The sequence below is a fragment of the Sporosarcina sp. FSL K6-5500 genome (assembly GCF_038005665.1).
Taxonomy (GTDB): Bacteria; Bacillota; Bacilli; order Bacillales_A; family Planococcaceae; genus Sporosarcina; species Sporosarcina psychrophila.
The window spans coordinates 2,823,923-2,838,751 of the sequence record NZ_JBBOTP010000001.1 but is presented as its reverse complement, the minus strand read 5'-3'; the positions used below and the strand labels follow the sequence as shown (position 1 = coordinate 2,838,751).

The 14,829-nt window shown below is 38.1% G+C and carries 12 protein-coding genes and 1 pseudogene; 8 read left to right on the top strand and 5 right to left on the bottom strand.

The window, feature by feature from the left end; all coding sequences use genetic code 11:
- Positions 1 to 66 precede the first annotated feature (66 nt).
- A complete protein-coding gene (locus tag MKX62_RS13660) occupies positions 67 to 969 on the top strand; it encodes a cation diffusion facilitator family transporter (protein ID WP_187046984.1) in 903 nt (300 codons plus the stop codon).
- A 51-nt stretch (positions 970 to 1,020) separates the two neighbouring features.
- Here MKX62_RS13660 and MKX62_RS13655 read toward each other — a convergent pair whose 3' ends face one another.
- Positions 1,021 to 2,001: an LCP family protein gene (locus MKX62_RS13655; RefSeq protein ID WP_340741640.1), complete on the bottom strand. Its 981-nt coding sequence runs from the start codon at positions 1,999 to 2,001 to the stop codon at positions 1,021 to 1,023.
- A 20-nt stretch (positions 2,002 to 2,021) separates the two neighbouring features.
- Positions 2,022 to 2,675, bottom strand: coding sequence for a DUF1232 domain-containing protein (locus tag MKX62_RS13650; RefSeq protein ID WP_340741639.1), 654 nt, complete (start codon positions 2,673 to 2,675; stop codon positions 2,022 to 2,024).
- Positions 2,676 to 2,912: 237 nt separating this feature from the next.
- On the opposite strand from MKX62_RS13650, the gene MKX62_RS13645 reads away from it, so the two are divergent.
- Positions 2,913 to 3,494, top strand: a complete 582-nt coding sequence (locus tag MKX62_RS13645; RefSeq protein WP_340741638.1) for a branched-chain amino acid aminotransferase — start codon at positions 2,913 to 2,915, stop codon at positions 3,492 to 3,494.
- A gap of 14 nt (positions 3,495 to 3,508) precedes the next feature.
- Complete coding sequence (locus tag MKX62_RS13640) at positions 3,509 to 4,453, top strand: TRM11 family SAM-dependent methyltransferase (RefSeq protein ID WP_340741637.1); 945 nt, start codon at positions 3,509 to 3,511, stop codon at positions 4,451 to 4,453.
- Between the two features lie 68 nt (positions 4,454 to 4,521).
- Here MKX62_RS13640 and MKX62_RS13635 read toward each other — a convergent pair whose 3' ends face one another.
- The gene (locus MKX62_RS13635; protein WP_340741636.1) at positions 4,522 to 6,069 is read right to left on the bottom strand and encodes a sensor domain-containing diguanylate cyclase; all 1,548 of its coding nucleotides are present in this window, start codon (positions 6,067 to 6,069) and stop codon (positions 4,522 to 4,524) included.
- A gap of 248 nt (positions 6,070 to 6,317) precedes the next feature.
- On the opposite strand from MKX62_RS13635, the gene MKX62_RS24465 reads away from it, so the two are divergent.
- Positions 6,318 to 7,505 (top strand): ABC transporter permease, encoded by a 1,188-nt coding sequence (locus tag MKX62_RS24465; protein ID WP_445683532.1) that lies wholly within the window; start codon positions 6,318 to 6,320, stop codon positions 7,503 to 7,505.
- A gap of 321 nt (positions 7,506 to 7,826) precedes the next feature.
- On the opposite strand, the gene MKX62_RS13630 is transcribed toward MKX62_RS24465, so the two are convergent.
- A complete protein-coding gene (locus MKX62_RS13630; RefSeq protein WP_340741635.1) occupies positions 7,827 to 9,212 on the bottom strand; it encodes a leucyl aminopeptidase family protein in 1,386 nt (461 codons plus the stop codon).
- Positions 9,213 to 9,543: 331 nt separating this feature from the next.
- On the opposite strand from MKX62_RS13630, the gene MKX62_RS13625 reads away from it, so the two are divergent.
- The 3 genes and pseudogenes from MKX62_RS13625 (at position 9,544) to MKX62_RS13615 (ending at position 12,307) form a co-directional block, all read left to right on the top strand.
- Entirely contained in the window at positions 9,544 to 10,170 is a 627-nt protein-coding gene (locus tag MKX62_RS13625; RefSeq protein ID WP_187046978.1) for a LysE family transporter, read from the top strand.
- 152 nt (positions 10,171 to 10,322) lie between these two features.
- Entirely contained in the window at positions 10,323 to 11,555 is a 1,233-nt protein-coding gene (locus tag MKX62_RS13620) for an MFS transporter (protein WP_340741634.1), read from the top strand.
- Between the two features lie 125 nt (positions 11,556 to 11,680).
- A pseudogene (locus MKX62_RS13615) lies at positions 11,681 to 12,307 on the top strand (LysE family transporter).
- Here MKX62_RS13615 and MKX62_RS13610 read toward each other — a convergent pair.
- Positions 12,292 to 13,644 (bottom strand): amino acid permease, encoded by a 1,353-nt coding sequence (locus MKX62_RS13610; protein WP_067206690.1) that lies wholly within the window; start codon positions 13,642 to 13,644, stop codon positions 12,292 to 12,294. The pseudogene MKX62_RS13615 and the gene MKX62_RS13610 sit on opposite strands and share 16 nt — an antisense overlap.
- 479 nt (positions 13,645 to 14,123) lie before the next feature.
- On the opposite strand from MKX62_RS13610, the gene MKX62_RS13605 reads away from it, so the two are divergent.
- Complete coding sequence (locus MKX62_RS13605) at positions 14,124 to 14,798, top strand: DNA alkylation repair protein (protein WP_340741633.1); 675 nt, start codon at positions 14,124 to 14,126, stop codon at positions 14,796 to 14,798.
- The last annotated feature ends 31 nt before the right edge of the window (positions 14,799 to 14,829 follow it).

Sequence of the window (14,829 nt, the reverse complement as noted above, 5' to 3'; positions counted from 1 at the left end):
CTTGACAGGAGCCTGTCAAGGTTTTTTGTTTCCCTCGGGAAACATATCAATAGGAGGTCATCATTGATGAATAAGCATAGTCATTCAAGCGCTTCAATAATTGCGGTTTGGATTAGTTTAATAAGCAATATCCTCCTAACAGGGATTAAACTTGTTGTGGGCTTCCTCTTTCAAAGTCCGGTCCTTCTAGCTGACGGTTTCCATAATGCAGGCGACGTGATTGCCAGCGGTGCTGCCCTGACCTCGATGCGGATATCCAAACGTCCCGCGGATGATGACCATCCTTATGGTCATGGAAAAGCGGAAGTCATCAGTTCTGCTATTGTCGCACTGATTTTAGGGCTAGCCGCAATTTACATTGCGTATGAAGCGATTTCTGCACTTTTTGAGGAACCAGCAAAGGCTAGTTTAATAGCATTACTAACTGCATTTATTTCACTTATATGGAAACACGCCTTGTATGTCTATACAATCCGGATTGGTAAATTGACTAATAGTAAAGGGTTGATTGCGACCGCCTATGACCACTTGGCAGACGTTTACGCCTCACTAGCAGCTGTTGTCGGAATTGGTCTTGCACTTGTTGGTGATCTGTACAACATTCACTTCCTCTCTTATGGTGATCCGGTTGCCGGTATCATTGTGTCGTTTTTAGTGCTCAAACTTGCTTATGATATCGGAAAAGAAGCAATGGATGTCTTGATGGAGAAAAACATAAGCCGGCACAGACTGGATGGATTCGCAGCCTTAATCATGACTATCCCTGAAGTGAAACGGATTGACCGTTTGCGCGCTCGGGAACATGGACATTATATTCTTGTAGACCTGCGTGTAGGTGTACCAGGTGAAATGACTATCCAAGAAGGGCATGATGCTTCACGAAAAATCAAGGATACCATCATGGCTAGTAATGAAGATGTAGATGAAGTTTTAATTCACTTAAACCCTTGGTATAAAGACGACGAATAATAAAAACGACGTACATGTCAGCTGACATGTACGTCGTTTTTTGTTCATTACTTAGTTTTCAGGTTGCTCTTCGACTAATTCAGTATCTACCACTTCGTCCTCTGTCGATAAAAACTGTTGTAATGCCTCTTTGTTTTGTTCGAAATCAATACTTAGAACTTCCCCTGCCGCTACACGCTTCTCTTCAAAAGAGTGTTCAACAGGAATACGTAGCGTCTCTATTTTATCAGTCTTGCCGAGAAGTAAACCTTTACCGATCGTAAGGATCGTTCGATTATCCACATTTGTATTAACGTAAGGCTCCACAACGCCGAGTAACTTAGGCAAGTTTAGTAAACTGTGGATGCTCACAGCTTCATCCTTTAATTTCGACAACGCTTCCTGCTGCCGTTCCACCCGCCCATAATCATTATTTTTATCGTGGCGGAAACGCACATAGCCAAGTAACTGTTCGCCATTTAAAACTTGGTTTCCAGGCTGTAATGTCATTCCAATTCCATGAGACATGGCATAAGGAATATCAACTTCTATCCCATTAGGAGCTACAACGTCTACGATTTTCGAAAATCCAGTAAAGTCAACAATTGCATAGGAATGAATATCAATATCAAAATTTTGCTTAATTGTTTGCCTTACAAGTTCCGGACCTCCAAGTGAAAAGGCAGAATTGATTTTATGATACCCGTGATCAGGGATATCCACATACGTGTCTCTCATAATAGAAACGAGTTTCATCTGATGAGTCGTTTGATTATAATGAGCAATCATTAACGTATCGGCTCGTGCATCTTCATTTCCCCGCGAGTCACTACCTAATAACAGAACATTAATTTCACCAAATTGTGGATCTGCACCTTCAAATTCATCAAATGACGCGCTGTCATCTTTAAGTGATCCTTCGTTTGCTATAGATAACCCGCTATAGTATTGAACTACTCCGTATATGATTCCCGCTAACAAAATCAATGTAGTTACAATAAAGAAATTTCTTAGTCCTTTACGTTTCTTATTTCTTCGCTCGCTTCTTTTCATTCAAAAATCCACCTATCGCTTTATTCTATGTTAGTTCTTCCTAATGAATTTGAAGCAAGTTGTACTGCAATCGCATCATCTAAATAACCAATGGCAAATAGATAGTCAGGGATAGCGTCTAAAGGAATGATAAAATATAATAATGCACTTCCAATTATCGCAAGTTCACTCCGTGTACCCTTCCCCAGACGAAACTTCTTGAATAAGTCCTTCATCTGACAAATAAGTGGCCCGATGCTACCCACACTTTCCAGCTTCTTTCCGAATCCAGTAAGAATATCGTTTTTTCCTTCTACTGTTTGTACATATTGTTGGTACTTTGCTAACTTCTGTTCGATGACGGCTTCAGTTACATTTTGATTTGCCACGTCTGAAGATGCAAAAACCTCCTGAATACTTTCAGCAGATGTACGGTTCTTCAACAAAAAATCTTCCTGCTTCTGTTCAATAGGGTAACCAGCTGCTTCAACAAGATCGACCAAAGGCACTTCTAAACAGTCAGCAAATCGCTCTAAATGTTGCAGGTTCGCTTTTCTTTTACCGTTTATCACTCGTGAAATGGTAGCTGTATCGATTTTGCTAAGTTCACTTAGTTTTCGCATTGACAATGAACGCTCTTTTAATAATTCCCTTAGTAACAAACCAAGAGGCGAATTGATTACGTCATTAGCCATTATCAATTCTCCTTTCCATGAAACTAACCGAGAATTAGACGCTATGAAGAATTGTATAATTGTGTTGACAATTTGTCAATATAAATAAACCCCATCTTCTTCGACCACTTTTTTAAAAATAGTTGAAGGAAGTACGTGTTACAAATTAAAAGCCTAATGAAACAATGTAGGCTATACTAGTAGGTAAGAGGAACAGAGTATAATTCAATTCCTCTCTAGTCAAGGAGCTGATCTGAAATGTTAAAAAAACAGATGGAAAAGTATATTGCTGAAAATACGCTGGATAATAAAATCGAGTTCTTTAATGTGGATAAAGAATATGTCGCCAAACATCAATTGATTGCCGGTGATGTAACAATTGTAGAGAAAGCGTTTAAATTCAGTGCCATAGAGCGGTGTGTGAAAGAGACGGAAAATCTGATACGGGAGGAAGATCAGAACTTTCTAAATGACAGCATTTCCTACTTAAAAAATCATATGAATGAATTCGTTTACGTAGAATCAAATGCTTTTGAAGTAATCAGAGTCGACGCTGTCGTTCTAGAACTTGATGATGTCTTCGAAACTTATACAGCCCTATTCGGACTAAAATTACAAAAGAAATTCGGGAATGACATGAAGGCATATCTTGACAAGCATTTACATGGAGATGGTGCTAAATATAGTGTGATGTTTTCCAATGAAGACGGGTTATGGGATGTGAATTTTGCACTTAATTATATTGAAGGTTTTAGTGAAAATTTATCTTTTGTTGAGGTTTATCAACTGATGTATGACTTTATATTCAAAATGGTTGAAGCCGTTGATGAAGCGCAATGAAGGATGGGAATTAATTGAATGATTTAGGTTTTATTTACACATATACGCAACACACAGATGAGCATGATTTGTGCATGTTAGAAATGAGATCATTTTTCGGCTTTGATGTCACTTCTACTGTGTTGAGAAGTTCGATTGAAATCGATCCAAGTCGCAGCGCATTTATGAAAGAAAGACTGGATATCATGTATGAAGGCGATAATCTTGATGAAATCTCCCGGCAAGTTGAAAAATACGATTTAGGTGGCTCTACATTTAGAGTCGTCAGTTTGAATACAACAGATCTCGATACGACGAAAAAGATTGGGCATCCGGAGCGTAGGAAAATCGAGCGTGAAATTGGACTACGTGTCAATGGTACTCCCGACTTAGTGAACCCACCTGCAAATACGTTTGGCATTGTTTTATTAGATGGTAAGTGGTATTTCGGGAAGCATGTTGAAAGTGAGTCGGTCTGGTTCCTTCATCAGAAAAAACCGCATATGTACTCTACAGCATTAAGTACACGTGTCGCAAGAGCAGTGGCCAATATTGCGATTCCGCATCCAAAGGGTGTACGAGCCATCGATCCATGTTGCGGCATTGGTACAGTGCTGGTTGAAGCATTGTCGATGGGCATTAATATCGTCGGACGAGATATTAACCCGCGTGTCGTTTTGGGATCAAGAAAGAACATTGCTCACTTTGAGCTAGAAGGCACTGTAGAAATCGGTCCTATTGCAGAAGTCGTTGACGACTATGATGTTGCGATTATCGACATGCCTTATAATCTTTTTACACATATTACGCCTGAAGAGCAGCTTGAAATATTGAAGGAAGCACGACGGTTTACGAAGAAAGTGATTGTCGTGACGATTGAAACAATCGATCACATGGTTGAAGAGGTCGGATTCGTCATTACGGATCGCTGTGTTGCGAAAAAAGGACATTTTCACAGACAAGTTCTTGTTTGTGAATAAAAGGAAAGACCTCGTTTAAAGTAGCGAGGTCTTTCCTTTTGTGATTTCATGGGGAAAATCTAGGCTATTTAATTTTCAGATAGTACAACTCTATTCCTTCCATCCACTTTTGCTTGATATAATGCTTTATCCACCCTGCTGAATAGTTCTAGGATTGTCTCCCGATTACTATGATAACTACCGACACCTAGTGAAATTGTTACATTATTATTTGTCGGACATATAGTGGACGAGACATTTATACGAAGTCTTTCAGCGATATCCATTGCTTCCTGGACATCCGTTTCAGCCAGCAGGATTACAAACTCTTCTCCACCCAATCTAATACAGACATCGTCGCCCCGAATAATTTCACTCATTTTTCCAGATAAAAACTTAAGCACTTCGTCTCCGACTTGATGACCATATCGATCATTGACGGCTTTAAAATGGTCGATATCAATCATAATCATAGAAAATGGTCGATTGTCCATAGTCCATCTTGCAGTGACTTTGTCTCCGTACCTACGATTCTTTAATCCGGTAAGAGGGTCTGTGTAGGAGCGTTCCTTATAATCCGCAACCCTCTGTTGCTGACTGTTTGCGTATTCGTGAATTGTTTCATTCAACTGCTTAGCCTCAAAATACCATGTTGGAATATCAGCACTTTCGCTTTGTCCCCCATTTTCTTTTAGATTTGCAGAAAACGTCGCCAATTTGCGCAACGGAAATGATAGCCTCTCGGATAGAACAATGGTTAACAAGAAAAAGAATATGATAAAAGGAAGGGCGTACAGTAACATTTTATAGACTATCCCCTTCAAAGGTTCAAGGCTTGCAACGTAAGGTGTTTGGGAAACAACTCCCCACTTACTCGACTTAATGTATGTGTACCCGGCAAGAAACTCCTTTCCTTCTGAGTTTGTAACTTTTTGTGATCCATTTTTATGTCTCAGTACTTTTTGTGTAACTTCATTTTTACTGATATCCTCACCAATTCGTTCAGGATTCGGATGGTAAACCAGCATTTTCCTATTATCGACTACCCACACATAAGATCCGTCCGTTGCAAAGTGTTCATCAAGAATGTCATGAATAATATTATCTTCTTGCAAATAAATCGTGCCGCTCAAAAATCCAAGGTATTCATTTTTTTCATTCCACAAAGGGGTTGATACGAGAATAAGCAGCCTGCCTGTTGCCGCCATATAAGGCTCCGAGATAAGGGGTGTTCTTCTGTATAGTGCTTCCCTAGGACCGCTGGTTTCCAGTTTTTCACCGACAATGCCCACATCAGGCGAAGTGGCTAGTACCACTCCTTCCCTGCCAACAACGGAAAGGGAATTAAAGTTTTTACTGCTATTTAATAAATCTGCAAGCTTTTCTGTCAATTTTTCAGTGTCGTCAATATCAGCAACCATTTCAGAAGCTTTAACTTTTAGATTACTTTGCATTCCGTTAAATACCTCTTCCGTTAACTGTCCCAATTTCATTGAATAGACTTTGTTGATTTCCAAGGTATTATTTATCAAGTTTTCTTTTGTAACAAAATATCCAGAAAATAACGTGATACCGAGAATGCACATCATCGAGAATGATACGAGAAGCGTTATCCAGAATCGTAACGTTTTGATCATATTTATTACCTCTTTTTTAGTTGTATTTCATCTCTATCATGGTATCAGTTATAAAGGTGACAGTAGAATCGTTTAAATTATCAACAAAAAATTAGTAGAGGCAATGAGCACCATTCACCAATTTATAGGCGCTCATAAACTCCCTATATATGGTATACACTTACTTTATAAGATATACTATAAGTGATATCTATGCTTAGTAAATGCCCCTTATAGTATAGTACATATTTGAAAGTCATGGTGATATAATGGAAGTTAATTCAATCTGGGATAAAAGAATAAAGGCATTTTATGTTGAAATCGTGAAATACTTTTCACTTATTGCATTGGGTGTATTTTATTCCTTTATCATCTTTGGTAGTGTTTTTCTTTATTACTACGTGAAATTTCTTCAGTGGTTACCACCATTTCTTCCAACCGAAATGATAGCGTCATTAGTAATTACGTTTACTTTTTTAAAGACAGATATTCGTACATTTGTCAAAAAAGCTGATGTCATCTTTTTAATGCCAGCAGAGACAGCGTTGTCCTTATATTTTAGAAAATCGATGTTTTATAGCACTTTTATAGATGTGATCAGACTCCTAATTATGCTATTAATTATTAGTCCTCTTGTAAAACAGAGTGAAATTATTACGATTACATTCCTTATTACTTTTCCAGGTCTAATCCTCTTGAACATTCGCCTGACTTGGGTTGAACAATGGATGACTACTAAACTTCCAAAGTTAATTCACAAAGTCATTCGGTTTCTAACATTTTATACAATTATTTATTTGATGTTTATAGGTCTGTGGGTAATTGCAGGAACTTTATTAATTATCAATTCCTTCATTTGGTTTTATGTATTTAATAAGAAAGGAAGGGGGCTTAATTGGGACTATTTAATAAGTCAAGAAGAAAAGTCCCTATTAAAGATTTATAAATTTATTAATATATATATTGATGTCCCCCATCTTCAGCATTCGTTTAAACGCAGGAGGTTCTTGGGTTGGCTAATAAAGAACGGAATAACTTATAAGCAATCTTCTTCTTACACATACTTATTTTCACACTTGTTTATTAGGAATAATGAATTTTATTATTTGTATGCAAGATTAACCTTAATAGGGATTAGCATTCATTTTTTCTTTCCTGCTAATGGCTGGATTATAGCTTTTCCACTGTTATTTTTATCTGGGTACCAGTTACTTCCTTTACAATACTCGATAAATAACAGTTCCCGTATTTATCCCCTATCAATTAAGGCCATTAAGCAGTCTTTTCAAAAACTACTAATGAACCTATTAATCGTGCAGCTACTTTTTTTCAACTTGGCTTCGTTTAGTCCTAATCCTCTTATAAAAGTGGTTGTAATAATTTTCTCGGAGTTGTTAGTTATATATTGGTTTGTTTACTTTTTTGCATCAAAACGAATTATGAGACAACCTGAATAACTATTTACTTCAAAATTACAGCAGTTACTTCACAAGTATAAGTACAGTAAATCGCACTGAAAAATACAAGAGCCTTTTTGGAGGTGCATATGCTGAATTCACTAATGCACACGTCACTTGCAATAAAAACAAATTTCACTAAATCCTAATTTTTTTTATATTGATTAGTTTCCAGCCTTTCATTCTACCAGGAATAATAGGTAGAAATAGAGGTAATATGTAGATGTTAGTTGTATGAGTACCTATATAATTTGAGCATTACACGGTCAATTTCACAAATAACAAGAAAGTACCCAGCATGATAACTGAGTACTTTCTTTTTTAGTTTGAAACATATGTTGTAAAGTCAGCCAATAGGCGTGCACCGTAGCCTGTCGCAGATTTTGCATAGTATCCTGAAGCACTGTTTTTACTCATCATGCCCGCCATATCAACATGCAACCATTTACTTTCTTTCGGTACAAAACGACGAAGGAATAAGCCTGCCGTAATTGATCCTGCCCCACCTAATGAACTGATGTTGTTCATGTCCGCATAGTCACTGTCAAGCGACTTTTCGTATGCGTCAACTAATGGCATAGGCCAGATGAAATCACCGTTTTGATCGCCGATTTTTTTCATTTGGGCAGAAAGTTCTTCATCTCCGAAAACGCCACCGATTTCAGTGCCGAGTGCATTGACGATTGCGCCTGTGAGCGTTGCGATATCGACGATGTAGTCCGCTTTCCATTCGCCTGCACGAATAAGTGCATCTGCTAAAATGAGGCGTCCTTCTGCATCGGTATTGCCGACTTGCACCGTCAATCCATTTTTGTAGGTAATAACTTCTCCTGGTAAAACTGATGTGTTGTCAGGCATGTTTTCCACAATTGGAATAAGTGCCACGACATTCACTTTCGCGTTCGATTTCGCAAGCAATGTGAGTGCACCAGAAACAGCAGCTGCTCCCCCCATATCCATGCGCATATCACTTAGGTCTTTGCCGCCCTTCAAGCTGATGCCACCTGTATCGAATGTCACGCCTTTACCGACGAGTGCCACAAGCGGTTGCGATGCGTCACCTTTGTAAACTAGTTCAACGAATGAAGGCTTGTAGATACTGCCACGCGCGACTGTCAGGACGCCGTTCATCTTCATTTCCTTAAGCTTTTCTTTATCGAACACATTCACTTCAACGCCAGTACCTTCAAAGTTGTTCTTCAATACTTCCGGGAATGTTTCTGGATTTAAGACGTTTGACAGTTCATTCATCAAGTCGCGTGAGAATGCAGTTGCTGCCGCACGAATCTTCCCTGCTTCAACGAATGGTTTCGCTTCGTCTCCAACTACATGAAGCTTAGTTTGGAATGCTGTGACATCCGATTTATATGTAACAAACTGGTACGCTCCTAGTTCCCATCCTTCTGTAAATGCTGTCAGCACAGATCCTTTATCCAACTTTGTATAGGCATCCAAAAGAACTTGCGCTTCAACAATTGCTGTTTCGGCTTTTTGAGCGCTTACATCTCGAGCAATATTCCCTGCTGTTGCGCGAACTTTCTCTAGTGTCATATCTTTTTCTTTACACTCTTTTACCACAATATAATGTGTTTCTCCGATTAATACAGAACTATGCCCCGCCTTTTGATTGGCTACGAATTGTTTGATCGCAGCATTTCCCGAAACAATTGGATTGTTTGCGAAAATAACTTTTACTTCATTAGACATATGATTTCCCCCTGGTAAATTATTTCGACTTCTAAAATAGTTTATCACAAGTTATCCAACTTCAACGAATTATCTTTTTTCGGAAATCACGAGGCAAAGTGTTGTTTACTAAATCGAGATTTATCATTTCTTCTTACCAAATCCACTATATAAAGGCAGTCTTTAATCAGATGAACGGAGCCATCGCAACTTAATATTATGTTAATAAAAACGCTTCTAAAGCAGAGAATACAACCTCAAACATTCCATTTGAATTCCCCCCTTTAAATAGTCCTATAAGTCATCGCCTTTGAATAAAATGAAATGACGTCATATTAGTGGAGGGCTATTCATGAATTCAATATTCACCTATATCTTTTTAGGCATATCAATGGCTGCACCAATTGGACCGGTTAAGTCCGTCTTATTAAATACGGGTATTAAAAATGGTTTTTTTCATGCCTGGTTTTTTAGTCTTGGTGCTTTGACAACCGACATCATGTATATGTTCATAGTGTATTTTGGCGTTGGTCAATTTATTGATTCGCCTTTAATGAGAATAATTCTTTGGTCTTTTGGCTGTTTTGTACTGTTGTATACGGGTATAGAAAATTTACTATCGCTACATAAAATTGAAATGAATTTGAAATCCGGTAAAAGAGTCCGACTTAGAAAATCAATACTATCTGGTTTCTTCATGTCATTGTTGAATCCACTGACCATCCTTTTTTGGCTAGGGATATATGGTTCTATACTCGCGAATACGGCTGGAGTCTCTACAGGATATCAAATTTTTATAAATAGTATCGCCATTTTGGTTGGCATCATTTTAGTGGATTTTATAATGTCCTTTTTATCCAGTGGAGCTCGTAAATTATTATCCACCAAGCTTTTGAAAATCGTCTCTCTTATTTCATCCATAATAATGATTGGTTTCGGAATCTTCTTTGGTATGCAGGCTTTTCAAGCGTTATTTTAATACACCCTCACCTGGTTTCATAAGTATGTTCCCTCATTTTCACATAGTACTGTTTAGTAAAAGACTATACAATAAACATCTAACGCATAAAATGAACACACAAGGAGACCATACCTTTATTAGTCAAAAACAGGATTAGTCGAGGTGTGGTAATGGGAAAAAGTACGGTTCAAGTAAGTATATGGTGCACTGTAAGTATGGCTTCAATTCCTCTTATCATGACACTAGGGAATTCCATGCTTATTCCAGTGCTCCCGATACTGGAAGAAAAGGTCGGAATCACATCATTTCAGTCGAGCATGATCATTACAAGCTATTCAGTCGCGGCTATTTTTCTAATACCAGTAGCAGGCTATTTATCAGACCGTTTTGGTAGGAAAATGGTTATATTACCGAGTTTAATCTTCGCTTTAATCGGGGGTCTGATTGCCGGGTTTGCTTCATGGAAAATGGAGGACCCATACACAATGATCATCTTTGGTAGAATCCTGCAGGGAGTAGGGGCGGCTGGAGCCATGCCAATCATTTTGCCACTTGTGGGTGACCTTTATCAAGATGATGATGAAAAAATGAGTTCTTGTTTAGGAATTATCGAAACGTCGAACACGTTTGGAAAAGTATTAAGTCCCATCTTAGGTTCAGTATTTGCTGCTATTTTATGGTTCCTGCCGTTCTTCTCCATTTCAGCGCTTAGTTTAATTTCTTTTGCACTTATCTTTTTCTTTGTTAAAGTCCCCAAAGAAAAAGATGATCCTGTAAAGTTTAAGCAGTTTTTAAGTAACACAAAAAAAGTATTCAAGGTGGAAGGAAAATGGTTGTATACCGTATTCCTTAATGGGGTCCTGGTTATGCTGATATTATTCAGCATGTTATTTTTCCTATCAGAAAACCTTGAAAAAGTTCATGATATAAAGGGTATAAAAAAAGGGTTTGTTTTGGCCATACCGCTACTGTTACTTTGTATTTCTTCGTTTATTTCCGGTCGAAAAATTAAAGGGGATTTACAGACGATAAAAAAAGTAATGATTATTTGCTTGATCGCAATGTCCGTCAGCGTCATATTCGTAGGGTTTACAAGCAAAAAACTGTTCCTTCTGTTAGTGGTAACGAGTATAGTTGGAATAGCTATTGGTGCATTATTGCCTGCACTCGACGCTATTATTACAGAAAACATAAAAAAAGAGTTAAGAGGCACGGTTTCCTCTTTTTATAGCTCAGCGAGATTTATCGGTGTCGCAGCTGGTCCCCCTATTATGTCACTTGCAATGAAAAACTTTCTCAATGTTAGCTATATTACTGCAGGTGTATTGGGATTCATCCTATTATTCATTGTCTTTAAGTTCATCAAAGTCGAGGAAATTGAAAAAACGAATAAAATAGCGTAAAAATAGGACCTAGCAGCGATTGTTGCTAAGTTCTTTTTTTAAGTAGAATTTCTCCTTTAGATAGTTGTACAGGTCAATCCCTTCGAATAAGATACATAGACATCATTTTAAGGGCGGACTTTTTCATGAATTCAATAGTTGCCTATATCTTTTTAGGTGTATCCTTGGCTGCGCCAATCGGCCCTGTTAACGCGGCGCAACTAGACACGGGGATTAAAAACGGATTTTTTCATGCTTGGATTTTTGGTATTGGAGCTTTAACAGCTAATGTCTTGTATATGATTATGGTATATTTCGGGATTGGCCAAATTATTGAGTTCCCTCTTGTAAAAATAATTCTTTGGTCTTTTGGTTGTTTTGTTCTTACATATACGGGTATTGAGGGTTTACTTTCGCTACATAAAATTGAGTTAGCTTAGAGATTTGGTAAAAAAACTCGTCTTAGACGTTCCTTATTATCAGGTTTTTTCATGTCACTTTTGAATCCGCTTACTATTCTTTTTTGGCTGGGGATCTATGGTTCAGTTCTTGCGGAAACAGCCAAAAACTTTTCAGGGAATCAAATCATTATCAATAGCATAGCCATCATAGTCGGTATTATTTTATGGGATACTATAATGGCTACTATATCCAGTGGTGCACGCAGATTTTTATCCACCAATCTTTTGAAGCTCATTTCCATTTTTTCGTCCCTAGCCATGATCGGATTTGGGATTTACTTTGGTATTCAAGCCTATCACGCACTATTTTGAGCTTCTTCTTTCTTCCATCTTTTCCGCAACGATATGACTACAATCCCGATTACCGCAAGAAAAACTAAACTGATAAAAAAGCCTGGTCGACTTGTTTTATGAAAGAGTGTTCCGCTAACGGCGGCAACGACCAGAATCATTCCAATCACTCTTTTTACTTTATCCGCAGTAGTCGGCTCAATTAATCTGTGATACATGACTAAAATGAAAAGCCAATTATAAAGCAGCATTAGTGCCGCAGCAGTGGTTATATATTCGTACACTTTTTCAGGCAATAATAAAGAGGTAACTATAGAAAGTACAAGCCCAGTTGATGTTAAAGCGATAGCAGGTAACGGCATTTTGAATTTCTTTTTCGTTTGTTTACTGAATATTTTAGGAGCATCTCCATCTTCAGATATTGTCAGAAGTATCGTGGTAACCGAAAACAGGGATGCAGACATCGTTGAAAACCCGGCAATAATAATTGCAGCTGTAAACACATGCGGGAAAAATTCGATATTACTAACACCTGATAAAGCCTCAACAAAAGGGCTTTTGTTCTCTCTGAACTTATCATATGGCATCAGTAATAGCGCTAACGAAAGTGCGGTAACATAAATTATTCCAAGCAACCCTAACATGACTTTACCCGATTTGGGAGCGTCCTCCTTATTTTTAAGATGGATAGCCATTACGCCCATTACTTCAATTCCTCCATGAGCGTAAAAGGCAAATAAAAGAGCGCTCCAAAACCCGATTAATCCGTTTGGAAAGAATTCATTTACTGTTTCTGGAATCCCAGCCTTTTGGTCGCCCTCAAGTGTCCCTGTCAGCGCTAAAATGGCAATCACAATAAACATAAAAATAGCGGCAATTTTCATTACAGCGTATACGCTTTCTAATTTCCCAAACGCTTTTGCTCCAATAAAAAGAACAATGAGCCCGCAAACGGCATAGATCGATGCAAATATCCATAACTTAACATTAGGAAACCAAAATCTAGACAAGATTGAAATCGCCGTAAGCTGACTGCCAATGATTAATATTTCCGAACACCAGTAAACCCAACCACTACTAAAACCGGCCCAACGTCCATATGCTTTTTTTGCATAGGTACGGAATGACCCTTTCTGCGGATCCTTTGCAGACATTTTCGCTAGTGCTTCAAACACGATATACGTTGCACTTGCAGCCATTATAAAGGCTAGAATGACCGATGGACCTGTCATTTTGATTGCAATACTTGATGCCAGGAAAAAACCTGTACCTATAATGCAACCTACTCCAATTAGGGATAATTGCCACCAAGCAAGATTCGCTGCCTCGTCCTTGCCACCTGACGTTTTCTTCCCCATTTCTACACCTCCACATAAAGATAGCCTTCCACAAGAAAGTGGATTTATGTGCTAATGAAACGATGAAAAAACTTCTATTAAGGCAATAGATTCAACTTATTATAATTATTTGTTTTCCTTAATTTAACACATGATAGCATCACTACTGAAACAGTCCCGTGATGCGAATGTTACTCGCTTCACAGGACTGTTTTCTATGTTAAGCACTTTGTTATTTCATTCCGATTAAATTATTTATTCAAGAAATATCCCTCAATATCATCTATATACTCGGCACTTAACAATTGGAAAGGAAGTGATTTTTTTGTGATTATTACTAGGAATCAGTTTCCAATATCGCTACGTCGCTAGATTCATGTGTCGTACAAATAGATTATTGCAGTTTCTATTGAATTCTAAATTAATAGTGCCAAGTATATAGCATTAAGTTATTCTTTTTGATACGCTTTTCTTAATCACACCGTCAGGAGGTAATTTCATTGAAAACAGTATGGAATCATCAAGGAATTATTGAACTATTTGAAGCCAATCGCAATGAAGAACTAGCTGGACCGATGACGGCCTATCTGAAAAATCATTTCCCTTTCCTCGGTATCAAAAGTCCTAGACGTAAGGAATTATTGAAAGAGCACTTCGCCGAATATACGTTGCCTGTACCTGAGCAGCTGTTTGAAGAAGTGTGGAAACTTTATGAACTGCCGAAGCGGGAGTACCAATATGCAGCAATTGCGCTGATTGAGAAAATGAAAAAGCATTTAACGACAGATGATTTTCCTGCTTTACTTCAATTAATTGAAACGAAATCATGGTGGGATAGCGTGGATTCAATTGCGCCTCACTTTGTAGGTCACATTGTAAAACTTGATCGCGATTATGGTGAAAAAATCATGTTGGAGTGGTCTCTTTCGGACAATATGTGGACAAACCGTTCAGCAATTCTTCATCAATTAAAATTCAAACAACAGACAGATACCGAGCTATTATTCCAGATTATCAAACAGCATTCAGATTCTAAGGAGTTTTTCATCCAAAAAGCGATTGGTTGGGCATTACGAGAATATGCAAAGACGGATCCAGATCTTGTGAAAGTATTTGTGGAGGATCATCCATTAAAGCCGCTTAGTAAGCGGGAGGCGTTGAAGCATTTTAAGTGACTTCGCTCTTGTCAGTGTAAGTAAACCATCA

What these genes read in the sequence shown, in the direction of transcription:
- MKX62_RS13635 (WP_340741636.1), bottom strand. Translation starts at nt 6,069, where the DNA reads ATGATCAAAACGTTACGATTCTGGATAACGCTTCTCGTATCATTCTCG.
- MKX62_RS13610 (WP_067206690.1), bottom strand. Translation starts at nt 13,644, where the DNA reads ATGGGGAAGAAAACGTCAGGTGGCAAGGACGAGGCAGCGAATCTTGCT.
- MKX62_RS13620 (WP_340741634.1), top strand. Translation starts at nt 10,323, where the DNA reads ATGGGAAAAAGTACGGTTCAAGTAAGTATATGGTGCACTGTAAGTATG.
- MKX62_RS13655 (WP_340741640.1), bottom strand. Translation starts at nt 2,001, where the DNA reads ATGAAAAGAAGCGAGCGAAGAAATAAGAAACGTAAAGGACTAAGAAAT.
- MKX62_RS13625 (WP_187046978.1), top strand. Translation starts at nt 9,544, where the DNA reads ATGAATTCAATATTCACCTATATCTTTTTAGGCATATCAATGGCTGCA.
- MKX62_RS13645 (WP_340741638.1), top strand. Translation starts at nt 2,913, where the DNA reads ATGTTAAAAAAACAGATGGAAAAGTATATTGCTGAAAATACGCTGGAT.
- MKX62_RS13660 (WP_187046984.1), top strand. Translation starts at nt 67, where the DNA reads ATGAATAAGCATAGTCATTCAAGCGCTTCAATAATTGCGGTTTGGATT.
- MKX62_RS13650 (WP_340741639.1), bottom strand. Translation starts at nt 2,675, where the DNA reads ATGGCTAATGACGTAATCAATTCGCCTCTTGGTTTGTTACTAAGGGAA.
- MKX62_RS13630 (WP_340741635.1), bottom strand. Translation starts at nt 9,212, where the DNA reads ATGTCTAATGAAGTAAAAGTTATTTTCGCAAACAATCCAATTGTTTCG.
- MKX62_RS24465 (WP_445683532.1), top strand. Translation starts at nt 6,318, where the DNA reads ATGGAAGTTAATTCAATCTGGGATAAAAGAATAAAGGCATTTTATGTT.